This is a genomic window from Chitinophagales bacterium (assembly GCA_041392475.1).
Taxonomy (GTDB): Bacteria; Bacteroidota; Bacteroidia; order Chitinophagales; family UBA2359; genus JAUHXA01.
Genome location: JAWKLZ010000002.1, coordinates 57,287 through 83,062, shown reverse-complemented (window position 1 = coordinate 83,062; position 25,776 = coordinate 57,287). Strand labels below are relative to the sequence as shown.

General features: G+C 38.2%; 19 protein-coding genes. 12 read left to right on the top strand and 7 right to left on the bottom strand.

The features are described from left to right. Nucleotides 1-88: 88 nt before the first annotated feature. Both R3E32_13835 and R3E32_13830 read left to right on the top strand, forming a co-directional pair. Nucleotides 89-409 (top strand): metalloregulator ArsR/SmtB family transcription factor, encoded by a 321-nt coding sequence (locus R3E32_13835; GenBank protein MEZ4885810.1) that lies wholly within the window; start codon nt 89-91, stop codon nt 407-409. Between the two features lie 109 nt (nt 410-518). Next, nucleotides 519-1,865, top strand: a complete 1,347-nt coding sequence (locus R3E32_13830) for an NAD(P)-binding domain-containing protein (GenBank protein MEZ4885809.1) — start codon at nt 519-521, stop codon at nt 1,863-1,865. 910 nt (nt 1,866-2,775) lie between these two features. Here R3E32_13830 and R3E32_13825 read toward each other — a convergent pair. From R3E32_13825 to mqnE, 3 genes are all read right to left on the bottom strand, one after another. Further along, nucleotides 2,776-3,531: a menaquinone biosynthesis protein gene (locus R3E32_13825; GenBank protein ID MEZ4885808.1), complete on the bottom strand. Its 756-nt coding sequence runs from the start codon at nt 3,529-3,531 to the stop codon at nt 2,776-2,778. Nucleotides 3,532-3,566: 35 nt separating this feature from the next. Then, on the bottom strand, nt 3,567-4,187 hold the full coding sequence (locus tag R3E32_13820; GenBank protein MEZ4885807.1) for a histidine phosphatase family protein: 621 nt from the start codon (nt 4,185-4,187) through the stop codon (nt 3,567-3,569). 237 nt (nt 4,188-4,424) lie between these two features. After that, nucleotides 4,425-5,603, bottom strand: a complete 1,179-nt coding sequence (mqnE, locus tag R3E32_13815) for an aminofutalosine synthase MqnE (GenBank protein MEZ4885806.1) — start codon at nt 5,601-5,603, stop codon at nt 4,425-4,427. Between the two features lie 381 nt (nt 5,604-5,984). Here mqnE and R3E32_13810 point away from each other — a divergent pair, with 381 nt between their 5' ends. Genes R3E32_13810 through R3E32_13795 form a run of 4 tightly spaced genes read left to right on the top strand, consistent with a single transcriptional unit; the run spans nt 5,985 to nt 13,131 of the window. Beyond that, nucleotides 5,985-8,444: an N-6 DNA methylase gene (locus R3E32_13810; protein MEZ4885805.1), complete on the top strand. Its 2,460-nt coding sequence runs from the start codon at nt 5,985-5,987 to the stop codon at nt 8,442-8,444. 1 nt (nt 8,445) lies between these two features. Beyond that, entirely contained in the window at nt 8,446-10,044 is a 1,599-nt protein-coding gene (locus tag R3E32_13805; protein MEZ4885804.1) for a restriction endonuclease subunit S, read from the top strand. Further along, nucleotides 10,041-11,951 (top strand): hypothetical protein, encoded by a 1,911-nt coding sequence (locus R3E32_13800; protein MEZ4885803.1) that lies wholly within the window; start codon nt 10,041-10,043, stop codon nt 11,949-11,951. Before R3E32_13805 ends, R3E32_13800 begins: the two co-directional genes overlap by 4 nt. A gap of 10 nt (nt 11,952-11,961) precedes the next feature. Next, entirely contained in the window at nt 11,962-13,131 is a 1,170-nt protein-coding gene (locus tag R3E32_13795; protein ID MEZ4885802.1) for a hypothetical protein, read from the top strand. 127 nt (nt 13,132-13,258) lie between these two features. Here the strand turns inward: R3E32_13795 and R3E32_13790 are convergent, their stop codons facing one another. Together R3E32_13790 and R3E32_13785 are read right to left on the bottom strand one after the other, a co-directional pair. Continuing rightward, the gene (locus R3E32_13790) at nt 13,259-15,883 is read right to left on the bottom strand and encodes a family 20 glycosylhydrolase (GenBank protein ID MEZ4885801.1); all 2,625 of its coding nucleotides are present in this window, start codon (nt 15,881-15,883) and stop codon (nt 13,259-13,261) included. A gap of 37 nt (nt 15,884-15,920) precedes the next feature. Next, nucleotides 15,921-16,496 carry a TMEM175 family protein gene (locus tag R3E32_13785; protein ID MEZ4885800.1) on the bottom strand — a complete coding sequence of 192 codons (576 nt, stop codon included), beginning with the start codon at nt 16,494-16,496 and terminating at the stop codon, nt 15,921-15,923. Nucleotides 16,497-16,697: 201 nt separating this feature from the next. Between R3E32_13785 and R3E32_13780 the strand changes: the two genes are divergently transcribed. Continuing rightward, nucleotides 16,698-18,467 (top strand): BatD family protein, encoded by a 1,770-nt coding sequence (locus R3E32_13780; GenBank protein ID MEZ4885799.1) that lies wholly within the window; start codon nt 16,698-16,700, stop codon nt 18,465-18,467. A gap of 102 nt (nt 18,468-18,569) precedes the next feature. Here R3E32_13780 and R3E32_13775 read toward each other — a convergent pair whose 3' ends face one another. Next, entirely contained in the window at nt 18,570-19,139 is a 570-nt protein-coding gene (locus R3E32_13775) for a 3'-5' exonuclease (protein ID MEZ4885798.1), read from the bottom strand. Nucleotides 19,140-19,255: 116 nt separating this feature from the next. Between R3E32_13775 and R3E32_13770 the strand changes: the two genes are divergently transcribed. The 5 genes from R3E32_13770 (at nt 19,256) to R3E32_13750 (ending at nt 25,339) form a co-directional block, all read left to right on the top strand. Next, nucleotides 19,256-19,648 carry a methionine-R-sulfoxide reductase gene (locus tag R3E32_13770; protein MEZ4885797.1) on the top strand — a complete coding sequence of 131 codons (393 nt, stop codon included), beginning with the start codon at nt 19,256-19,258 and terminating at the stop codon, nt 19,646-19,648. Nucleotides 19,649-19,670: 22 nt separating this feature from the next. Beyond that, nucleotides 19,671-20,231 carry a peptide-methionine (S)-S-oxide reductase MsrA gene (gene msrA / locus R3E32_13765; GenBank protein MEZ4885796.1) on the top strand — a complete coding sequence of 187 codons (561 nt, stop codon included), beginning with the start codon at nt 19,671-19,673 and terminating at the stop codon, nt 20,229-20,231. 504 nt (nt 20,232-20,735) lie between these two features. After that, nucleotides 20,736-23,366: a hypothetical protein gene (locus R3E32_13760; GenBank protein MEZ4885795.1), complete on the top strand. Its 2,631-nt coding sequence runs from the start codon at nt 20,736-20,738 to the stop codon at nt 23,364-23,366. A 39-nt stretch (nt 23,367-23,405) separates the two neighbouring features. Next, nucleotides 23,406-24,470 (top strand): 3-isopropylmalate dehydrogenase, encoded by a 1,065-nt coding sequence (gene leuB, locus R3E32_13755; protein MEZ4885794.1) that lies wholly within the window; start codon nt 23,406-23,408, stop codon nt 24,468-24,470. Nucleotides 24,471-24,568: 98 nt separating this feature from the next. After that, complete coding sequence (locus tag R3E32_13750) at nt 24,569-25,339, top strand: hypothetical protein (GenBank protein ID MEZ4885793.1); 771 nt, start codon at nt 24,569-24,571, stop codon at nt 25,337-25,339. 109 nt (nt 25,340-25,448) lie between these two features. Here R3E32_13750 and R3E32_13745 read toward each other — a convergent pair whose 3' ends face one another. After that, complete coding sequence (locus tag R3E32_13745) at nt 25,449-25,715, bottom strand: hypothetical protein (protein MEZ4885792.1); 267 nt, start codon at nt 25,713-25,715, stop codon at nt 25,449-25,451. Nucleotides 25,716-25,776: the final 61 nt, after the last annotated feature.

Below are 25,776 nucleotides of genomic sequence, written 5' to 3'. Positions count from 1 at the left end.
CTTGGTATATCATACAAAGTTACTCCAAAAAAAATTTGTTTCCTAATTAGTATTATCGTATCTTTGCGATAAACGATTAATCTTGTATATGGCTTACTCCAAAAAAAATCAGTTTTCTCCTATCGAAATTCGGCTGGCCGCTTTAGCCAAAGCTTTGAGCCACCCTGCACGCATTGCGATACTTCAATTACTGATTAGCAAAAAATCCTGTATATGTGGTGATATAGTAGAAGAACTTCCTCTTTCTCAATCTACTGTTTCTCAACATCTAAAAGAGTTGAAAAATGTAGGTTTGATTGAAGGAGAAATTGATGGCCCTCGTGTTTGTTATTGTGTAAACAATCAGACGTGGCAGGAAATGCAGGACTATTTCTCTAAACTGTTTCAATTGCCTCACAACTGTTGTTGAAGTCAATCGAGATTGGCAAAATTCTATTTTATTATATTTTGAAACGGAATAAAATTTATTTTGTTCATTTAATCTTATATTTACGATAAACGATTAAAATAATTACATCATGCAAACATTAAACATTCAAGCACTTCCAGTCGCTATTATTGGTTCAGGCCCAGTGGGTTTAGCAGCGGCGGCACACCTTGTCAAAAGGAATATGTCATTTATACTTTTTGAAGTGAAAAATAACATTGCTGCAAATGTCAAAAGTTGGGAACACGTTCAAGTTTTTTCTCCGTGGGAATACAATTTGGACGCAGCAGCGGTTGAATTATTGAAGGAAAACGGTTGGCAATCACCTGATAAAAAATCACTTCCCACTGGAAAAGAATTAATAGAAGCCTATTTAGAGCCTTTAAGTGAACTTCCTTCAATCGCTCCCTATATTTACCGAAATCACCGAGTCATTGCCATCAATCGAAAAAATCTGGACAAGCTAAAAACCCAAAATAGAGAGCGAGAACCTTTTGTGGTTCAGACTTTACACAACGGACAATACCAACGTTTTGAAGTGCGTGCAGTGATTGATGCTTCGGGTACTTGGCAAAGTCAAAATCCAGCGGGATCAGGAGGTGTTTTGGCAATGGGAGAATCCGAAAATTCTTCCAACATATTTTACGGGATTCCACCTATTTTGGAGGAGGCAAAAGAACGCTATGCCAATAAAAATATCTTAGTTGTAGGCAGTGGTCATTCTGCTGCACAGGTATTGTTTCATCTTTCAGAGTTGACAAATGATTACCCTAATACCCATATTCACTGGGTTATTCGCAAAGCAAATGTGGATGCGGTGATTGGCGGAAAAGAAAAGGATCAGCTGCCTGCTCGTGGGGCGATTGGTCAAAAACTGGAGCGACTACTTCAAGAAGAAAAACTTCATTTACATACGGGGTTTCATCTGCATCAAATTGAAGCAAATAAAGGAAAATTGAACGTAATTGGCCTCCAACAGGATGAAATGACTGTGATTGAAGGGGTAGACGAAATTATTGCTTGCACGGGTAGCCGCCCTGATTTTTCGTTTCTGAGGGAAATTAGATTGGATATTCACCCCGCGGTGGAAAGTGTGCCTGCTCTGGCTGATTTGATTGATCCCAATGTACATTCTTGTGGTACGGTTCCCCCTCATGGTGCGGTAGAATTGCAGCAACCTGAAAAGGATTTCTATGTGGTGGGTATGAAAAGTTATGGACGTGCGCCGACTTTTTTGATGGCTACGGGGTATGAACAGGTTCGCTCGGTAGTTGCAGCATTGGCGGGGGATTGGAAAGCAGCGAAAAAAGTAAATTTGGTATTGCCTGAAACAGGGGTTTGTGGGGTTGCTCAACCAATTTCAACATTGAAAGTAATTGCAGGTGCTTGTTGTGGTGGGGAAACATTGAAGAAAAAGAAAGCAGAGGGTTGTTGTTGATCTTTACAAACAAAAAAGCCAAACTATTTTTAGTTTGGCTTTTTGTACTTATTTTGAAGGAGTTGAAGATAAAGTTTATTTTTTTGGCTTCAATGTATTATTGTTTAATGTTTTTTACATCATTAAGTTGTACGCATACATATCATTGAAGTCAATATTGGCTTTCTGAGCTTTTGCCGCATATTCTTCGTCTGACATAGGAACGATTCTTTTCTGAGGACTCAACGTTACAGTTTTTGTCGGTGTTTTTTTACCAAACAGTCCTTGGAATATATTGTTTAAGAATTCGGTTGGGATATTTAAAATTGTCATAATAATGTCTGCGTTTGTATTCTTATACTGAATGGAGGCAAATATGTTTCTTTTTTGAGAGAAAAAAAATTTTTTATTGAATGATTGCTAATGCCATCATTTGCAAACAAGTTGGAGAAAAAATAAAAAAGGCTATTGAAGTTTATCCGAAACTTCAATAGCCTTTGAAAAAAATAAACTCACGCAAACAAACAAAGGGGCTTGTCGTAGCCCTCTTAATTCATTTATGGAGATGCTAAATATCTTTCGATAATCCCCTTGCTCTTTAATAAAACTTAAAGAGGTTCTGACAAGTCAGAATTGAGGCCCGCTCTAGAGACTCTAAGCGTGTCACCAATATTATTCCTGTTAGGTCTAGCAAGCAGTATTGGAATGTCCACGTGAGTTATTAAATGCAAAATTAAGCAAACTTGATTTACTTTTTGTACCAATGAGGATATTTTTCTACTCCTCGATGGTTTTCAAATATACACTAATTTTATTAGAAAAGCAAGCCTTCTCACAATGATTTATAAGTAGCAGTCAAGAGGAATTAGGTAAATGTGTTTGGTTGTCAATATTTTAATACATTGACAATTACTTTTGTGCCTTGCCATTGTTATACCAACTCAGGTACATCTGATTCAATATAATTAAGAAACAACTCCAATGCCTCCCGTTTTGATGCATCTAAATCATAACTGATATGTTTTTGAAGGTAAGTCAATACATCAAAATTTGGATATTGACTTTGGTAAGATGCTGCTACTTCTTCTATATTGGACATGCCATTTCTAAATGCATCATTGAGCCCTTCTACAAAATCAGAAGTTATCTTTTTTCGAGCCACCCACGCTGCAAATACGAAGGGTAATCCTGTAAACTCTTGCCAAGCTTCTGCCAAATCATATTCATATTGGTAGTCTTTTGCCAATCGAATAGCTCTATCTCCAATGATTACTCCAGCAGCATCTCCTTTTATTTTATCCTCATATCCATTGAAAGCAGGTAAAAAATTGGGATATATTTGCCAATAATGCTCACACAATATCTGAGCGAGTCGTATGGAAGTCCGAGAATGATAGTCTAAATAAACGGTTTTCACTTGCTGCAATGGAACTTGACTGTAAATAGCCACCGTTTTGACTGCTCCAACAGCACCAATACAATAGTCGGTAATAATTTCGTACTGAGGCAATTGCGGTAAAATAGCTATTGGAACCAAACCAATGTCCACTTTCCCTTCTATCAAATGCGCTGCCGTTTTGGAGGGTATCGCCAATTCGAGATTTATCACCTCCTTCAATGGTGAATTTTCTAAACCCAACAAAAATGGCTTTGTATTGAGATAAGAAACAGCTGATAATTTATACATAGTTTTTTGTTTATTGGTGTTTGATGATTCGCTAACTAACTATCACCCAGATGTTCCACATTGTTGTAGAAAGCCAATTCATACTTTTCGCCAGCCGCCACCAATTTTGCCACTCCTGTATTTTGGTGTATAAAACCCTCCATTTCAGACATTTCCCAACCCAAAAGCAAACAAAATAAAATACGAGAAGTCCGTCCATGTGAACAAATCAATACCTTGTCATGACCCTTTTGGTGAAGGTCATCAAAAAATAACCTCAACCTAGTTTGCACTTCGAAAGGACTTTCGCCTCCTTCAATTCTCGCATGGTAGTTCCCATTATTCCACTCCTGATTGATTTGTCTATATTCTTCCCTTAGTTCAGGCATTCCTCTCTTCCCTTCATGCACGCCCCAATCTATCTCATCCAAATTTGGGGATTTCAGAATTTCATATCCCAAAGCCTCAAAAGGTTCAACTGTTTGATGCGTTCTTACCAAAGCAGATGCATAAATCGCATCAAAAGCATGGTCTTTGTAACCCTCAAACAATGCCTGTGCTTGCTTTCTTCCCTTGTCATTCAAAGAAGAATTAATACCCCTTCCTTGCACTATTCCCGCCTTGTTGTAATCCGTTTCTCCGTGTCTAACAACAAAAAGTTCTTTTACTAAATTCATATATTTTTTATAAACCATTAACAATTTGGACTTTGGACGAAAGAAGTAGGAAGCAAGATGCGAGATATAAAAAATTGATAATCAAAATTTTAACCCATTGACGCAATTGGAAACAAACAATCGGTTATCAATCAATTAAACCCTTACTTCTTGCAGCTTTGCTCCTTCGTCCAAAGTCTAATAACAATGAAATACTATCATCCCTCTTCCTACTTCTCACTTCCTCCTTCCCTCTTCTCAATTATTAATCACAGGCAAATCTATAAAAACATCTTTCGGTTCTTCAAAAACTTCGTCTGTGTAGTCCTTCAATGTGTCATAGACCGTATTTCTTTCAATAGGACGACGACCCACATTTTTAATCAATTTGACCAGTTGCTTGGTTGTCAAAGCAGGGTTTTGTTCTTCTGAACCCGCCATAGAGTAAATTTTTGTCGTATCGTCAATCGTACCATCAATATCATTTACTCCAAAAGCCAAAGACAACTGCGCCGTTTCTCGGCCAATCATAGGCCAATATGCTTTCAAATGCGGAAAATTGTCCATGTAAATACGAGCTACCGCATAATTCCGCAAATCCTCCAGCACATTCACCTCTGGAATATGCGACATTTCATTGTTAGAGTTTCGGAACTTCAATGGAATGAAGCAGTTAAAACCACCTGTTTTGTCCTGCAAAGTGCGTAGGCGATTCATGTGGTCGACTCGATGATGGTACTTTTCGATGTGTCCATACAGCATCGTTGCATTGGTAGGAATGTCCAGTCCATGCGCTGCTTCGTGAATCGCCAACCATTGCTCTGAATTGCACTTATCCTTGCAGATAATCTCTCGAATTTCCTCGTCAAAAATCTCCGCACCGCCTCCAGGCATGGACTCATAGCCAGCATCCTTCAATTGTTGCAAACCATCGGTATAGCTCAGTTTGGCTTTTTTGAACATGTAAAACAGCTCGACAGGAGTAAAACCTTTGATGTGCAAATCAGGGCGGTGCGCCTTGATGCGGCGAATCAAACTTGTGAAAAATTCCATATTCATGTGTGGCAATACGCCTCCAACGATATGCACTTCTGTGACAGGCTTACCATCGTAACTTTTCACAATGTCCATCATTTCGTCCTCTGTATATACCCAACCCTCATCTCGCTGCTTAATCAATCGAGAATACGAACAAAATTTGCAGGTATAAATGCACAAATTGGTAGGTTCGATGTGAAAATTGCGGTTGAAATAGGTCATATCTCCGTGCTTTTTCTCACGTATGTAATTTGCCAAAGCACCCAAATAGCCCAACTCTGCCTTTTCGTACAAAAGGACACCTTCTTCAAAATCAATACGTTCTCCATCTTGCACCTTTTCAGCAATGCGTTTGAAGCGGGGATCTAAAGTGGGATTGTTGATGATGGTTTCTAACATTTTTCTTTGCTGTAATTTATGTGTTTGTATTTTGGAGCTCTTATGTGTAATTCTTACAAAAAAGGAATTTTTTGTTTGTATGGGATTCTTGAGAAAACCTAAATTCCTAATTGTTGTATCTCTCCAACAAGTTCCCAAAATCAAAGTTTAGGAAAATTGAAGGATAATAGGCAATTTACTGCAAAAAAAGGAATTTTCAAAATTTTCTGAAAATTCGATAAATTGTCTCTCATATAGGATTTGCAGTGTGATGATATTTTACTACATTTACAAAAGTTTGGAAAATTCAAAATAAGCAATATTTAGACTATTTATTATTCTCCAACTAAAATCCGACACCTATATATAATATATATTTAAAAAATATTGTAAATTTTAAACATGCTTTCACCAAAAATACGCTCAAAAGTTTATAGTCTCTGGACAAAATTTTGGTCATCTGGAATGACCAATCCACTTACTTCTATTGAGCAAATCACCTATTTGATTTTTCTCAAGCAACTGGAAATATTGGACGCAGAACGAATAGAAAACGGCTTGCATTCTATTTACAGTTCTCGTGATTTTGGGAATGAAAAATGTAAACTTCCACATCATGGAGATGATAATTATGATAAAGATAATGAGATTTGTCATGGTCATGCTTCTTGTAAGTGGAGTGTAATAAAAGAAAAAGGAAGCCCAATACATTTGAGAGATATTGTATTTCCTTGGTTGAGAGAGTTAGATACGACTTTGAAAAAATTGAGTGGAGAAAGCGATGAGTTACTTTCTACTACTCGATATATGGAAGATGCTTTTTTCCAACTTCCAAAAGAAAAAGAGCGGACGCTTCAAGCAGCTATCAAAACTATTGATGAACTTTTTCAAGATGTGGGCAGCCGTAGTGCAAATGCAGATTTAATGGGTGATATTTTTGAACATATGTTGGAGCGCATCCAATCTTCTGGTCAAAATGGACAATTTAGAACGCCTCGCCATATTATACGATTTTTAATCAATTTATTAAAACCTGAACTTGGTTCAAAGATTTTGGATCCTGCGGTTGGAACGGCTGGCTTTTTGGTCAATAGTATCCAGTATTTGAGAGAACAATTAACACCGCCCGAACAAATTGTTTATGAATGGAACGGTACACCGCATAGATTAAAAAATCCTACGCAAGAAGAGATACAGCAATATTTTACAGGACAGAATTTTGTAGGGTATGACATGGATAGAACAATGGTTCGTATCGGATGGATGAATTTAATTTTGCATGGTGTTGAAAATCCAAAAATTGAGCGTAGAGACGCGCTTAGTCAATCTCTGCCCGATGAAGAAAGCATAAGTTACGATTATATTTTAGCAAACCCACCTTATTCTGGCAGTATTGATAAAGGCGACATTCATAGAAATAGGTTTCCGCCAAATCCAAAAAATAAGAGAATAACTGGCACAGATGATATAGAACCGATAACTGATAAGACAGAATTATTATTTATCTGGCTGATTTTAGATTTATTAAAAGTTGGTGGAAAAGCAGCGGTAATTGTACCAGAAGGATTATTATTTGGGTCAAGTTTGGCACATAAAGCACTTAGAAAAGAACTATTGTTGGAGCATAAAATGCACGCTGTCATTTCCTTGCCAGGAGGTGTATTTGAGCCTTATAGTGGGGTTAAAACATCTATTATTTATTTTGAAAAATGTGAACCTCGTACTAATAAAACGGATGCTCCTAATTCTGAAAAGGTCTGGTTTTATGAAATAACTGCCGATGGTTATACACTCGACAAAAAACGGACTGAACAACCTAATTCCGACAATGATATTTGGGATGCTCAATATAAGTATGATAACGAAACATCTAATCCAAAAACTTATTATCAACCTGAAATTAGTCCTGCTCGGTGGCGAGTAGTAGATGATAAAGTAGTAGAGTTATTTCCTCATTTAGCAGAAAGAGAAGGTGAAATATTAGGTATTGATGAACGCTTTCCTACTGAAAATAATGGTGAGCCTTTACCTGCCAACCCTGAAGAAGCTAAGGTAATTATTACTAAAAAGGGTACAAGTCAATTAAAGCAAATGTACCACGATTTTGTAGGACAGGCAAGAGCAGACGCAGAAGAAGCAAATGCTAATAAAACGGAAAAGGCAGATAAACGCAGAGTGGTAAAAAAAGCATTTGATGAGAAATTAAAAGAACTCATCAGAGTAATCAAGGAACAACGAGAGAAAATTTTAGAAGAAGCCTATAATCGGGAAGGCGGCTTTGGTCGTCAGGCTTTCAAAATCAGTCAGGATGAAGCAGATAGTTATATTTTGGATTTGATAAAAAAATGGACTTCTGCTATTGTCAATGATGAAAGCTTAACAGGCATTGGAGGAAGTGATACCGAAAATGATTGGCAAACTGAAGTAATGGATTTGCTTAAAATATTTGCTCAATTGGATGGCTATGATGTGATGTTAAAAAGCAGTCCACCACTTCCGCAAGAAGAATTATTGGAAACTCGAAAAGGTTGGTATGCACCTGTTCGAGTGTGGGTAGAACAGGAAGCTTGGGAAAATGAAGACGGTTCAATAAAGGGCAGTCACGACGCAAATGGTAAAGTTCGCCCTGAATATATCACAGCACAATTTGATGAAGATAAAGAGGAGTTGAATACTGATGCCTTGGATATTGATTGTATTGAAGCGAATGATTTTAATATTTCGGCTGGGAGATATAAACCTTTTGAATTGGAAATTGATGATATTGAGCCGCCTGCGGAAATAATTAAAGCTATTCAGGGATTGGAAAAGGAGATTTTGGTGGGATTAGATAGTTTATTAACAATGGTTCAAGAAAATTAAGATGGTGGAAAATATCAAAAATGAGATACCAACATCTTGGATAATCAGGAAACTATCTGATGTTGCTACAATTATCATGGGACAAGCACCAGATGGAAAGAGTTATAATTCTTCTGAAAATGGAGTACCTTTTATCGCAGGTGCAGGTGATTTAGGAGAATTGTACCCAACTACAAAACGGTGGACTACCTCACCAACTTCATTGAGTAAAAAAAATGATATTATATTTTGTATTCGGGCAACTATTGGAGAGTTAAATTTTTCTGATAAAGAATACTGTTTGGGTCGAGGAGTTGCAGGAATAAGAGCTAATGAAAATCTGGTCGATACCTTTTTTCTTTATTATTGGCTGAAATTGAACAAAGAAAGATTTATAAATAAAGGAACAGGAACTACTTTTTTACAAATTAGAAAAAAGGATTTAGCAAACTCACTTGTGTATATTCCAACTCTACCCGAACAAAAAGCAATTGTAAAAATTTTGCAACAAGCAGAGAGGTTGAAGGAGTTGCGGAAATTGGCAGATAAAAAAATCAAACAACTTAAATCTGATTTATTCTATGATATTTTTTTGAGAGACCAAGGCGCTTTAAATAGTTGGGGAAAAATTCCTTTGGAGAAAATGACTACAAAAATAACGAGTGGTTCACGAGGATGGAGTAAATATTATTCAGACCAAGGAGCAAGATTTATTAGAGTACAAGATATTTCTAATGGAGAAATTAATTCAGATAACCCTCAAATGATTACTCCTCCTGATACAGCTGCTAAAGAGAGGTCTCTGATTTTTGCAAATGATATTTTAATTTCAATTGTTGGCTCAACTGGAAAGATTGCTCTATTTTCAGATGATATAGGTGAGGCATATGTAAGTCAAAATGTAGCTATCATTAGATTAAATGAGGGATATTCACCATTATATGTGTCATCATATTTAAGACATCCAATGGGAGGTATGAGAGATATAATTAAATTAAGTTATGGACAAACCCAACCAACGATTGGATTAAATCATTTAGCAAAAATACGCATTCCAGTTCCTCCTAAAGATTTGATAGACAAACTAAATTTAATTTATGAACAATATTTTCTATTAAGAAATGCTGCTATTTTTTCAAATAAAAGATTGGAAACTCTTAATGATTCTCTGAAAATCCAAGCTTTTACAGGGAAGCTAACCCAAGGTTTTCGTCAAAAAGAGCAATTTTCTATAACCACTCACGCCAAATTAAGAGACGAAACTTTACAATTAAAATCTACTTCTAAATCTATTCTTCAAACCGATGAATCAACTGATTTATTGTTAATAACAATCAATTATCTAAGTGAAGATCAGCAAGAAATTTTAGACAGTATCAAAGGAACAGAAGGATACATTTTAGCAGAAAATGATTTTAACGACTTGGATTTACCTCCTAACCAAGTACAACGCAATTTGGATTTATTAGCAGAAATTGGATTAATTAAATCCGTTAATATTCCAGTTGCTCCAGGAGAAATTGGTCATGTTTTTTATACTGCTGCTTATCGTTCTTTAAAAGAAGAGGATGATACAAAATTGGCAGATATGGATAATCTGGAAAAAGAGACGATTATATGAGGCTACGTTACCTAAGTCTTCGAGATGCGCCACCGTTGCAGGACTTGGCAATCCCTTTCTGGCAGGAAATGGTGTTGGGAAGGGCTTGTGCCATTCGTTTTGTAGTGGGCGTAAATGGAAGTGGTAAAAGTAGATTATTACAAGCCTTAGCCCAAATTTTTCTTACAATTGAACGTTTTCCATCAGCAGAATTACCTTTTTATGTAACCTTAGTGTATGACCTTGGAAAAGGAGAAGATAAAAGAACTATTTTTTTGCAATATCAAAAGAAGCAAGAAGAAACAGATAGTGCAGAATTAAAATTAATAAGATTTAAAGAAGGATTGCCACAAGACAAAAAATATGACTGGGAGAACTTACTTAATGAAGTTTCAGATATTGAATTTGAAAAATTTAGAGGAACTGCTTCGGATAGGGAGTACTTCTTGCCAAAAGCATTTATTGCTTACACATCAGGTGTAATTCCCCCGTGGAAAAGAATATTTTCTCCGCCTTTACTGACATTAAGCATTCCTCAATTAGAGGAAGTAGAGGAAAGACCTTTAAATTGGGAGGTTGGAAAAGAACGACAATATTTAAGAGAGCAGGGATTAGTGGAAGCCGCAGACAATTTAACTACTTATGATATTAATAATCAATCAGAAAAAAATGCTTTATCTAACGGATTTCTTATTGATGCTGAACAATTAAGATTGGTTGTATTGGCGGTAACACTAATGCAAGCAGCAACGGATTTTAAGAAAATGACCAATCAAGCCGAGGAAGATATTTTATTAAAAAAATGGGATGATGCAATAGTAGAAAATTATTTACAGAGTGGATTTAGACCATTATTAAATGAAATTGGCTGGCGGTATCCTGTAACTATCGGGTTAAAAATCAATTTTCAACCCGACGATTTGATGCCTTCAGATAGATTTAAAATGCAAAAAATCTATAAGGTTGCTTCACGAGTAATCGGAGAACCCGAACCTGGCAATAAAAGAACAGTACTATTTGATTTACGGGAGAAACAAGGAAAACACTTAGTAGTAGATGCCTTAATAAAAGCATTTAAAGAAGATGAAAAGGAAATTACCTCTTTTGATATTTTTAAAACGCTTTACCATTGGCAGCAGGTGGGAATTTTGGAAGGCGTTGTTATTGCCATGAAAAAAAGAGGAGTAAAAGATTTGATGTTATATGATTGGTTGAGTGATGGAGAGCAACTGTTTTTGGGAAGGATGGCAATGTTCCATTTGCTAAAAGGAGAAGATGATGTTTTGGCTTTGTTGGATGAACCTGAAACCCATTTTAATGATGTATGGAAAAGGCGAATTGTGGATGTAATTGATGATAGTCTAAGAGATAGACACAACGAAATTGTGATTACTACCCATTCGAGTATTGCACTTACTGATGTATTTAGAAGAGAAGTAACAAGATTGAAATTTGAGGTAGAAGGAGGAAAGGCACATTTTATAGAAAATTATATTGATACATTTGGAGCGTCTCCTACGGTAATTATGCGTGAAATCTTTGGTGCGCCTGAAGGTGTTGGGCAACGAGCAGCAGAATTTTTAGATTTAATTTTGATGTTGGCAACTAAGCCAAAAGAAGTAGATGCAATATGGCAACAAAATATTTCTAAAAAGAAATTAGAAAAAAGTGTTGAACTAAATCAATTGGTTATATACATCAAGGAAGCCCAAGTTAATGACCAACTTCCACATGATTATGGCGATGATAAGGAACTAAAAGCCTATTTGATAAAAATCCTGATTAGTGTTAAGAATTATGTAGAAAAAGTTAAGCAAACTGATACGGTAACAGTTGTTGATGCTTTGCTAACCTTAGAGGATAATATTGGTGAAGGGTATTATCAATTCGAGTTTCGTCGTCGGTTAAGAGCTTTACAAAAACTATAAAAACAATCCCATGTTACACAAAGTTAATCTGCCGAGTTGTGTTCCTCAATTAGAGGAGATTGTTAAATTTCAGCGAGAAGTTTTAAGGGCTGCTTGTGAAGGAGATTATCAGTTTCCATTCATAGCAGATGATGTCAATAATGAAAATAATATTAAAACTATTTTTGGAGATGACCGAGGTGCTTGGTTTTGGAAAAAATTGTGGTCTCAGCCTACTAAAAAAGATAACAATGGGAATTTACCTCCTAAGAAAAAAACGACTATTCATACAGGTCTTGAAAAATTGACTGCTTATTACCAGCAAAACTCACAAGAGGGTATAGCCACTTTATCAGCTTTTGATAATGATATTCAGTTTGCGGATAAGTTGAATGATGCTGATTTCCGATTTAAATATCCTGATTTAGAAAAGAATAATCAAGAATTGATTAAGCTTTTGATGATTACTTTTTATGAGGATTTGTTAGCTGCGGGTTTCATTGCAGCTATTCATGGAGGCTCAAAAAAATTAGATAGAGATGGATTTATTGCTTCTTATTGGAGTGAGAACGTAGGATTTAATGTATGTTCCGCATGTGATAGGGAACGCTCGGATGTAATAGACTTTAAAATTTACGATGATGCCGACCATTTTTTACCAAAATCAAAGTATCCATTTTTGTCGCTCCATCCATATAATTTATTCCCTTTATGTGTTTATTGTAATCGTTCTTTCAAAGGCGATAGAGATATTATTGATGACCATAACGACGCTCCATTAGCAAACATTTTCCATCCTTATAAAAGAACTGTTTTAGAAAAACTTGATTTAAAAGTGTACCGAGACCAAAAAGGTGTATCAAAAATAGGAGAATTTACAGATAGTGATGGAATGCCCTCCCGTAAAATGAATAGTTTGAATAAAGTTTTTAAGTTGAATGAAAGATGGGTTGACCGATTACGGATTCAAAAGGAAAACATTGTTGATTTTGTGTTATCTGAACGAGCAAACCTTGAAAGAAGAAGACTCTACCAATTCCTTAATGACAATGAGTTAAAAGAAATGTTAATTGATAAACAAAAGCAGACGTTTGCAAAGTTTGGAAAAAAACCAGGTTATGTTGTTCAAAATAGTTATTTGACTTGTGTTTTGAGTGATACTGATGAATTTGAGGAACTATCGAGATATTTCGCCCCATGAAGTGAGGTGATTCAAAAAAAACAAGACATATTTTTAATATAGTTACAAATTTTCACGAATACTCTTTAGAGATTTTAAATAGGTTAATTTATCATAAGTCGTCTTGTTATGTTTAAAGTTTAAACATTCAATACTCCAAACTCCCCCTTCCCCTCAAATCAAAAGCCCTCATTCTCACATTTTCTCCAACCTTCAATGAATCCCGATACAATTCCGACTCCATAGTCGGTTCACTTCCATCCGTAGTATAGCGAATCTGCAAACTAGGAAAAGCCACATTTGCCCGCAACAAACTATCCTCACCCACCACAAAACCCACAGGTGGCACACGGAAATTGAAGCCCTTGAAAATGTAATTCAAGCGAGGCAACTCACGCTGTCCAAGTGTATTTGCAAACACATTCCACGCACTTTCCAACGCCGCTTCACGCAATACATCGTTTTCGATTCGAACCCATTCAGGTTGCCCAGCCCAAGCCCTTTCTGCCAAACCAATCATTTTGGGAAGGAGGTAATATTCCAGCATCTCCTGCCCTTTGATGGTTTCGCTCCAAAGTTGCGCCTGAATACCAATGATATTTTTTTGATTTTCAGGCAGTAGCCTCTCCATGTCTTTGTAGTCTTCCACAATGTCGAAAGGCCTACCCATCGGGTCGTGTGTCGTTGAGTGAAACACATCGTAGGGCGAAAACTCATACGCCTTTCGGGTATTCACAAAACCGCCCCAATACTGCCCAGGTTCTTCGGGATGTTTGTCATAAGCTAAGTCGAAATAAAGGTTGGTTACATTGCAGAGAACAACAGGATAACCAGCATTTGCCAAACGATAGCCCAAATCTTGATTGCCCCAAAGGTTGTTCCACACATAAGGCAGTAAGTTATTGTCCACCAAATCGGGATTCGCAATGTAGCGACCACTCGTATCTTTTTTCATGGCGATTTCCTCCCAGCCTGCCAAAGTCAAATTGCGCTCGGCAAACATCTGAGCAAGTCCACGCACAAAATAGACCCGCAAATCTGGATCAACAGCAGTTTCGTCTGTTCTTCGATTTAATTCGTAGCAGGCAGGTGAACCTTTCCACACACCATCAGGCACTTCGTCGCCGCCTGTGTGAATAGTAGTTAAAGACATTCCCGCTTGTTGATATAGTTTGATAACTTCATCTATCACCTTCTCATAAAATCGGTAAGCAGAAGACTGACAGATATTTACCACATTGTCGGGATAATGTTGCACCGATTCATAGCGTGACGTATCCGCCAAATCCACCAACAAAAATTCCTTAGCCGCTTCCTCTTTCCCTGCTCGCTTCAATCGTTCATAACGTACATTCATCGCTTTGACGGCTGCCCGTGCATGACCAGGAAAATTGATTTCAGGAATGACCTTAATATGTCGGTCTTGTGCATACTGCAAAATTTCGATAAAATCACGGCGAGAATAATAACCGCTTCCATACGATTTTTCGGCATCAGTAAAAGCCCCTGAACCATAAGACGGATGTAGAAAAGCTGTATCCGTCAGTGTATGACCTCTAAACGCTCCAATTTCAGTCAATTCTGCTAAACCTTCAATCTCCAATCGCCATCCTTCATCGTTGCTCAAGCCCAAAACAAGCGTATTGAGTTTGTAAAAAGCCATGATATTCAGCATTTTGAAGATGGCCTCTTTTTTATGAAAATTTCGGGCGGCATCCAAATAAATGGCTCGATACGGAAAACGGGGGGCATCCAAGAGGGTAATCATGGGAATTTTGAGGGTTTCCATTGGAGTTTTGTAGGCTTCAACGGGCAACAAAGCAAGAAGGCTTTGAATACCATAAAAAATCCCGTGTCCATCATTGCCTGTAATGCTGATACCTTCGTCTTCTGTAAACTTCAAATGGTAGGCTTCTGTACTTACACCATTGACCTGCAATGTAGTATCACGTTTGAGGTGAATCGCCTTACGGGTTTTGGTATTGCCGACTTCAATTCGCATTTTTGCGCCTAAAACAACTTCCATTTTTTGCGCCAAAAACAGGGCTTCTTTCCGCAAACCTACCTCATGTTGAATCGAAAAAGAACGGTCTATCTCCATCGTTCCCACAGAATTGCCGACTTGAAATGGCGTTGGAATGACCTTCAATAAGTCCTTTGAAGGCAGCAAACTCAGTTTAGAATTATCTGCAAAGATGGAAGCGTGTGTTGGAATCGGTGTTTGGTCGTAGGTAAATCGGTTGAGTTGTTCGGGCGTATTAAATGCTTCAATTTCGTAGTCTTCAATCGGAATAATTGCCTGATTGTCTTTGCCTTCATTGAAGACCATATAGACACCACAAGGAGCATCGGCAACTTTTATCATCGAACCGTGCATTTCATATTGAATCGTCAAGGTATCTCCTTTCTGCAATTCAAAATCTTGGGTAGGTGATATTCGGTAAAAATCACCATTGATTTGTTGAATCAGTACATTGTTTGTCACAGAATCCTTCACTATTTTGCGTGGCGACTGATTGAAGTACATCGCCCAGTTTTCATTTTCTAAAGTATGGTCACTGCGGTTGATGAGTGTAAATTGTGCCAAAGATTGCGCCTCTTTTTTATCCGCAAAATTGGTGAGGAGTTTCCATTTGAGGGTGAAATCTTTTGCAGAATAGAGATTGTGTCCTACTTTTTTTGGAGTAATTGATTGTTGATTTTCATTGCAGGAAAATAACAATAAGAACAAAAAGCCAAAGATTGTGACAAATAAAGGAATGGAGTGTTTCATATTTTGGTTTTTGATTGAAGTAGAAAGGTAAATATTTTTAGTCCTTCAAAGTCACTTCAATTCTTTTGTCAGGGATAAACCACATAATCGCCACTGCGATATACAATAAAATACTAATAACAGGAAAAAAATAGGATGCCAAAATTCCTATAAAATAGATGAAAATGGATGATGTTCCTTTAATGTCACCTTTATAGGCGGTTGCTAAAATCGAAGATTCACCCTCATTTTGAATAACCACATAACTCAATAGTTTGTAGGCAATAGCTGCCATGAATAAAACTAAGCCATATAACGCAACTGGATTTTTCTCAAAATGATTTTCTCCCATCCAACCTGTTACAAAAGGAAACAAAGACAACCAAAACAATAAATTCAAATTCGCCCAAAGAATTTTACCATTCACCTTTCCTGTTGCGTGCATTAAGTGGTGGTGATTGTTCCAATAAATGCCTATGTAAATAAAACTCCCAACATAGGTTAGGAAAACAGGCAACACATCCTTGAGTGCCGAAAAACTTGTTCCCTCAGGAACTTTCATTTCCAATACCATAATCGTGATGATGATGGCCAATACGCCATCACTAAATGCTTCTAATCTATTGGTTGTCATATTTTAAATTTTTAGTCAAAGTTTCCTATAAGAAAAATCCCTAAAATGTTTTGTCAAATTCATCAACGTCACTTTCATATAGAAACCAAAATACTACTTTTCCCTCCAAACACCAAAAGAATCTAAAGCACAACTAAATCAAGCCAAACCAAAAGAAAAACCGTACTTTTGTAAACAGTTCAGCAATAGTTTATACACGCAATGAAACAAGCTATCTTTATATTCTTCTTCTGTTTATTCACCGTATCCAACCTACAAGCACAAACCTTTGATGTGAATCCCAAAAGTGTGCAAGTGACCGAAGACAATCGATTTGAAATCAGCTATACCCTGCAAAATGCAAATATGGATGATTTTCAAGCACCCGATTTGTCCGACTTTTTTGTAGTGAGCGGCCCGAACAAACAGCAATCCGTTCAAATTATCAACGGCAAAATGACCCAATCCGCCAGCATCATTTATTATTTGATGCCAAAGAAACAAGGCGTTTTTTACATCCCCTCAGCCACTGTCAACAGTAATGGGAAAGCATTGAGAAGCGCAAAGGTGAAAGTCGTAGTAGCCAAAGGTTCGGGGCAAAACAAACAACAGCAACAAGCACAAGGACAAATGCAAACACCTGCACCTACTGCCGATGTCAAAGACATAGAATCGCTTATTTTTCTGCGAATCATCACCGACACCCTCAACGCCTATCAAGGTCAGCAAGTAGATGCCTATTACCGCCTCTATACTGCACTCGATGTCACCGACTATACCATCACAGGAACACCTCAATTGACAGGTTTTTGGGTACAAGACCTTACGCCCCCTCGATTGGAAGCAGGCAACATCGAAATGATAGACAGCGTATCTTATCGAACTTATGATTTGAAGGAATATGCTCTTTTTCCACAACGTTCAGGTACACTTACCATTACTCCAATGGAAGTTGAAATCGTTGTACGAATTCCCACAGGCAATCGCCGTTCGTTTTTCCCTTCCTATCGTCAAGAAAAAGTACGTCTTTCTAGCGATACCTTAGACATCAACATTCTCCCATTTCCCGAAACAGATAAACCCGAAAGTTTTGCAGGAGGGGTAGGAGATTACGAAATGACTGTCAAAATAGACCGCAGTGCCATTCGAGAAGGTGAAACTGTACAATTGACCATTGCTATCGGAGGAGAAGGCAATGTCAAATTACTGGAGGCTCCAATATTGAAGGTGGCAGAAGGATTGGAAACCTTTGAACCAGAAATACAGGAAAGCACTTATGAGCAGAATGGGAGAGTGAAAGGCCGCAAAACTTTCACTTACGACATTCTCGCCAATGAACAAGGTCGCTACGATATTGGCCCCATTGAATTTAGCTACTTCAATCCCGAAACCCAAACCTACAATATCACCAATAGTCAAAAATACAAACTCGTGGTGATGAAAGGAGACGGCACAACTCTACCCGAAGAAACTGCCACAGATACGGATATTCGTCCGCTTAAAATGGAAACTACGCTTCATAAAAAGCAAGCAGGACAACCCTTCACTTCCTTATGGTTTTGGATACTTTTTATCTTGCCATTTTTGATTTTTCCCGTTTTTCTTCAATGGCATCGCCGCCGAGAAGCCATCCTGTCCGACACCGTTTCATTGAAGCGCAAGCTAGCACTGCAAGTAGCCAGCAAACGATTGACAACCGCCGAACAATGGATGAAAGAAAACAACAAACAGGGATTTTACAACGAAGTAATCAAAACAATTTGGGACTACCTAAGCGATAAACTCAACCTGCAAACTACCGATATGTCGAAGGACAATATCCGCAGTTTGTTGGAGGCAAAAAACGTTCCGACTGCAATGATTGACAAACTGATAGCGACCATTCGCTATTGTGAAATGGCACTTTTTGCTCCTGTTGCAGATGCAGACAATTTGCAGGGAACTTACACCGATACGCAAAATTTAATTGCAGATTTGGAGGAAACGGTCTAAATGATTGTGGAATTGTGAGATGGAAAGATTGTAAAACTGTATGATTGTAGAATTGTTGAGAGTATCACCAAAACACCAAAACACCAAAACCTCCGTACAAAATCAAAGCACCCCAAGCCGCTTCAATTCCCAAAAACACCTACTCGTAGCTGCAATATCCGCTGCAGCATTGTGTGCATCCGAAAAAGATTCTGCAAACAGTTTGAAGTACAATTCCTCCAATTTAGGCCATTTGTAGCCATAAGGCCCTGCTATTCTACAAAAATCAGTAGAAGCCTTCATCGTACAAATTTGATTTTTTGAAGGAATCACATTTCGAAATCCATTTCTCAAAAATTCTGCCCCCATGATTTTTTCGTCAAAACTCATATTGTGCGCCACCAAATAGGTAGATTGATGGATTTTTTGTTCAAAATTAGACAAAACAGATATTAACTCTTCTCCTTCTGCCATTGCTCTTTCGGTGGTAATGCCATGCACATTTGATGCTCCAATGGGAATTCTAAACCCAATAGGTTTGATAATTTGGTCGTCTTGTGCAACCATATTTCCCTCATTGTCATACAATGCCCAGGCCAGTTGGACGAGTCTGGGCCAATTGTTTACATTCGTAACAGGAGCTTTCCAGTCTCTGGGCAAACCTGTTGTTTCGGTATCAAAAAATAAATACATAGTGTGTATTGAAGTTTAAATAGATAGCTAAATTAAAAACAAAAACTCGTAATAAACCCAAATTTGGTTTTTGGTGTTAATAGGCTATATTTGTCAAAATCAAAAATAGGATTTCTATGCAATATAATAAATTAACCCCTGAAGAAGAAAGAATCATTAACTACAAAGGCACAGAAATGCCTTTCAGGGGAGAATATTATCTACACAAAGTAGAAGGTACGTATGTTTGCCGTCAATGTGATGCGCCACTTTATTCTTCTAAAGATAAGTTCTCATCAGGTTGTGGCTGGCCTAGCTTTGATGATGAAATTGAGGGAGCTGTGACAAAGAAAACCGATGCAGATGGTCGCCGAACAGAAATTTTGTGTAGCAATTGCGGGGGACATTTGGGGCATGTATTTGTTGGAGAAAGATTAACCGACAAAAACACCCGACATTGTGTCAATTCCCTTTCGATGAGATTTATTCCCGAAGGAGAAGCATTGCCAGTGGTGAAAGACGGAAATTGAATAATCACAAAATCAACAAAAAATGAATAATAAACAAGAAGGTTTGGAAGTGGCTACTTTAGGTGCAGGCTGTTTTTGGTGTGTTGAAGCCATTTTTCAAAGGTTAGAAGGCGTTTATTCAGTTGTGTCGGGCTACTCGAATGGACATGTCCAGAATCCAACTTATAAACAAGTTTGCGGAGGAGATACAGGACATGCCGAAGTTGCACAAATCACCTTTGACCCCTCGGTAATTACCTTTGAAGAACTACTCGAAGTATTTTGGACTACACACGATCCTACAACTCTTAACCGACAAGGTAATGACGTAGGTACGCAGTATAGGTCAGGCATTTATTACCACAACGAAACCCAAAAAGCCATTGCAGAAAAATCGAAAAAAGAAGTAGCATCGAGTATTTGGAGTGGCACGATTACCACCGAAATTGAAGCAATTGACAACTATTCTGCTGCCGAAGACTACCACCAAAACTACTTCAATCAGAATTCAAGTCAAAGTTATTGTGCCTATGTCATCAATCCGAAAGTGCAAAAAATGAAGAAAAAATTTGCACATAAATTGAAAGAGGAGTACAAGAATTGAATTGCTTTATGGTTGAATTGCTTTATGGTTGAATGGCTAAATGGCTAAATGGCTAAATGGCTGAATTGCTAAATGGCTGAATTGCTGAATTGCTGAATTGCTGAATTGCTGAAAATGTAATTTTGAAAAAATATTAATTAATCATAGCCGTCAAGCTAAGGTTTTGTTGTTTCTCATACAACTTTGAACAGGAAGTTTTAATAAAAAAGAAGCACACTATACAGAGGAACTATAAGAAAGCTTCCTTCCTATTATTTGTTCTTGTTCAAGACTTAATGCTTGTGTTAATTACTAAACTTGATGGCTATGATAACCATACAACCATAAAGCCACACAACTATGATAACCATACAGCCATAAAGCCACACAACTATGATAACCATACAGCCATACAACCATAAAACCATAAAACTATGATAACCATAAAACCATAAAACCATAAAACTATGATAACCATACAACCATAAAGCCATACAACAACACAATCAAAAACGACTTAAGAACATGACGAAACTTACTACACTATCTGGTCTATTCGTAATTGCTCTTTTGATAACCGCAAGTTGCAGTGCGCCAGAGAGAATTATAGTAGAACCCACCTTCAATGACGATGGCACTGTCACGATGCCTGCAGGTGCACACTACAAAGCAGGAAAAGGAAAACGTGCTTTTTTTGGAGAACACTATCGAGATGCTTGGACTACACCCGTCAAAATTCCCATTATTCAATTGGGAGAAGTAGAAGGAGGTTTGAAACCCATCAAAAAAGGTGGAGGAATGCAGACACTTTCACTGCGATTAGAGAATGAAAACGAAAATCAGTTTGTACTCCGAACCATTGACAAAGACCCTTCTTCGGTAGTTCCGGAGGAGTTTAAAGAAACCTTTGCAGTGGATTTGATTCAAGATCAAATTTCGGCAGGACATCCTTATGGTGCTTTTGCTATTCCTCGCATGGCAGAAGCCATCGGTATTTACCACACCAATCCTAAATATGTATTCATTGGTGAAGATCCGAATTTGGAAGAGTTTCAAAAAACTTTTGCGAATCGCTTGTACCTATTTGAAGAAAGACCCAATGGCAACGAAAAAGACCGCCCATTTTTTGGCAATGCCAAAGACATTGAAGGTACGGATGATGTGGTGGAAAAGATACAAGAAGACCATGACCATGTGGTAGATGAAACTTTTGTGGTACGTAGCCGCTTGTTTGATATTTTTATCAACGATTGGGACAGACACGATGATCAATGGCGTTGGGCTGAAATAGACACAGGAAAAGGTAAAGTTTATCGTCCGATTCCAAGAGATAGGGATCAGGCATTTTACAAATTTGACGGTATTCTGCCTTCATTGACCAATCGGAAATGGGGAATGCGTAAATTTCAATGTTTTGACCATGAAATCCGAGATATTGCAGGAATCGCCTTCAATGGACGGCATTTTGACCGCACTTTTACAACCCGCATTAGCAAAAAAGAATGGCTCGATATTGCCAAAGTCATGCAAACTCAACTGACGGATGAAGTCATTGAAGCAGCGATTAGAGATATGCCCGAAGAAGTATTTCCTATCGACGGGGCAGATATTATCGGTAAACTCAAGTCTCGCAGAGATTTATTGGTTAATACAGCAGAACGATTGTACAATGAATTGTCCAAAATAGTAACCGTTGTGGGTTCAGATGACAAAGAAGAATTTGAAGTGAATTTTTTGAACAACAATGATGTAGAAGTGACCGTAACAAAGTTGTCTAAGAAAAAAGAAGAGGATAAAGGTACTTTTTACCACCGTATCTTTTATGCTGAAGAAACCGAAGAAATTCGCTTGTTTGGCTTGGGAAAGGACGATACATTTACTGCAAAAGGAGACGGCAATAGAAATATTTTGGTTCGCATTATTGGCGGAAAAGGCAATGACGAATTTGTGGATGAAACAACTGGCAATGGCAAAAGAATAAAGATTTACGACACCAAAGAGGGCAATAAACTGCAATCGGCTGGTGCAATGGTCAATAAGATGTCAAAGGATTCAATGGTGAACGACTACAATCGAAAGGAGTTTAAAAACAATGTGGTAACACCAGCTCTATTTTTTGGCTTAAACCCTGATGATGGATTGTTATTAGGAGGAGGTATAACGATTGTGACACACGGCTTTAGGAAAGAACCCTATGCAGCCAAACACATGATTGTTGGGAATGCTTCTTTGGGTGCTGATGCCTTCAATTTTAGGTACAATGGAGATTTTACGGACGCAATTGGCAAGTGGAATTTGAACTTGGATTTGGATGTAAGTTATCCCAATGCAACCCGCAATTTCTTTGGTTTGGGCAACGAAACACCAGAATTTAGTGCATCTTTTATACCTGAGGGAGAGGAAGATGAAAATGACTTCAATAGGGTGCGACTACAACAAATTAATTTCTATCCCAGTATCCGACAAAAATGGAACATGGAACGTCAATCTATTTCTTTTGGACCGCAATATCAGTGGACCGATATAGAAAAAACAGAGGGGCGATTTGTGGCTACGGATGAATCAGGATTGACCGAACAAGATTTTACTGCAAGTCAGTATGTCGGTGCAAAATTGGCCTATCAATACCAACGTGTCAATAGTGTTCAGATGCCACTTCAAGGAGGTATATTCAACTTAGATGTGAGTTACAATAGCCGCATCGACAATAATCAAGACAAAAGTTTTCTACGATTGGGAGGTGAACTAAAAGGTTATCTGCCACTTGGTAAAAAAGCTGTTTTTGCAGTAAGAGCAGGAGGGGCACACAATTTTGGTGACTTTGAGTTTTTTCAAGCCAATACGCTTGGCAATATCCAAAACTTTAGGGGAGGACGAAGATTCCGATATTCTGGTCAAACCAGTTTCTTCCAAAATACTGACCTCAGAATCAAACTGTTCGATATTAACAACTATATTCTGCCTACCACAGTGGGAATGATTCTCTTCAATGACTTTGGACGTGTTTGGGTAGAAGATGATACTTCAACTGTGATGCACCATGCGTATGGCGGTGGGGTGTTTTTTGCACCTTTTGGAATGGCAGTTTTTCGAGTGACCTATGGTAAGTCGAAAGAAGATGATTTATTGACGATTGGAGCGGGATTTTTGTTTTAATTTTGACGTAACGAACACTAACAAAAGAACTTCAAAAAGATGGTAAAAAATATAGGAGTCCTTCCTGGTGACGGAATAGGGCCAGAAGTAGTAGCCGAAGCAATCAAGGTGATGGATGTGATTGCCGAAAAATTTGGGCATGAGTTTCACTACCATTATGCAGATGTGGGAGCGATTGCGATTGACAAAACGGGCGACCCACTTCCTGCCAAAACGTTGGAAGTGTGTGTCAATGCCGATGCTTTTTTGTTTGGCGCAATCGGACACCCCAAATATGACAACGACCCAAGTGCGAAAGTGCGCCCCGAACAGGGTTTGTTGCGTTTGCGAAAAGAGCTGGGTTTGTTTGCCAATATCCGTCCTGTGGTTGCCTATGATGCACTGTTGGATTTGTCGCCATTGAGGAAAGAACGCATACAAGGAGTTGATTTGGTGATGTATCGGGAACTGACAGGCGGTATTTACTTTGGTGAAAAAGGTAGGTTGAATGACGGTGAAAGTGCCTACGATACCTGTATGTACCATGCCCATGAAATTGTACGCATCGTGCATCTTGCCTTCAAAGCTGCCCAAAAACGCCGCAAAAAAGTGACGCTCATTGACAAGGCAAATGTGCTGGAAAGTTCGAGGCTTTGGAGGGAACAGTTTCAAGCGATTGCAGCGGAATATCGGGATGTTGAAGTCGATTATTTGTTTGTGGACAATGCGGCTATGCAAATGATTTTGTGGCCCAAGCAGTTTGATGTGATTGTGACAGGCAATATGTTTGGCGATATTATTTCGGACGAATCGAGTGTGATTGCGGGGTCCTTGGGCTTGCTGCCTTCTGCTTCGGTAGGCGATAAAACTGCCATGTTTGAACCCATTCACGGCTCGTATCCACAGGCTGCGGGTAAAAATATTGCGAACCCAATGGCGACAATTCTTTCGGCTGCCATGCTTTTGGAGCATTTGGATATGCTGGAAGAAGCTGCTGCAATTCGTGTGGCGGTGGATAAGGCATTGAAGGAAGGGTATGTGACTGAGGATTTGAACAAGGAGATTCACTATGGCACTTCGGAGGTGGGAGATTGGATTTGTCGGGCGATTGTTGCGGAGGATTAGTTAGCATTGTTACCCCCTGTTTCTAATGAAATATAAAACAAACTGCATGAAAAATATTTACAAATTTGTTTTATCAAACATTAAAAATCACTATCAATATGAAATCAATACTTACCTTCATCCTATCTTTCTTTTTCCTCCTTCAATATTCTTCCATTGAAGCCCAAAACCAGCCTTTCTATGCAGGAGCATCTGTTGGTGTATGCCTTACTGTTACCCATCTCGACAAAAACATTGGAGATGCCCAACGTTGGGGTTTTAACCTTCCTTTTCCTGCCGAAGCCTTTGTAGGCTATCGCTTTACGCCTTCTTTGAGCCTACAAGTTGTTGGCGGGTACCACAATAAAAGTTATGAGGCTTCGCCCAGTACCTTCTTTCAAACGGGAAATATACCCAATTTTAAAGGTGGTATTGGCGGTTTGGATGGCAACTCACATATTGGAGGCAACGTATTGTTTCGACGACCAATTGGCAAAACTTCCACAAAATTTATCGGTGCTTTAGTAGGATATAGCAAAACTTGGTATCCTTATGATAGTGGTTCAAATACAGGTACTTGTGAAGAACCAGACCCTGCCGTATTTGGAGGGTGTTTGACAGGACTGAATATGGACTATGAGGCATATCAAACAAACAACCATTTTTGGGTCTTCGGTGCATTTTTTGAAAAAACGATTGGCAAAAACTCCAACAGAATGCTTCGATTTGGTCTCAACTATCGAAAAGGCGGTGGAGATGCTCCTCCAATTGTAGGTGAGTTGTATTATGTGGAAAATGGAAACAGGGTGGAAACAGTTGATTTTTATAGCAATGGTTCGATGTTGTCGTTTGAAGTCGGGTATCTGTTGGGGTTTGGAAAGGTGCGTTGAAATACCTATTCAGAACTCCCTAGGAGTTCAACTACTAGGGGAGTTGGTCTTATCGCTTTATTCTGCTTCTAGAAATATTTGATTCTTAAAGGAATCTCCACAGCCACAGTTAAAGCAAGATAAGTATCTGTCCAACTTTAGACGGATAGCCCCAAATGTATAAATTACGCTGATAATCATCCGCTTTAAGAAATTTTGCCCTCCTTGTGTATTCCAATAATCGGTTCCCAAAGAGTCTATCCGTTGCGATAGACGGTTGCTCTTGATAATGAAGTGTACTTTTGGGAATCCCTAAATTTTTACTCGCTTGACGAAGACTCTCCCCTTTTTCTTCACGTTTGTAGGATTGTACTTTTTGCCACAATGTTTTCAACATATTGCTCTTGATTTTTGATAGCTAAGATAATGATTTCCTTCAAACCAAAGAAAATTAAGTA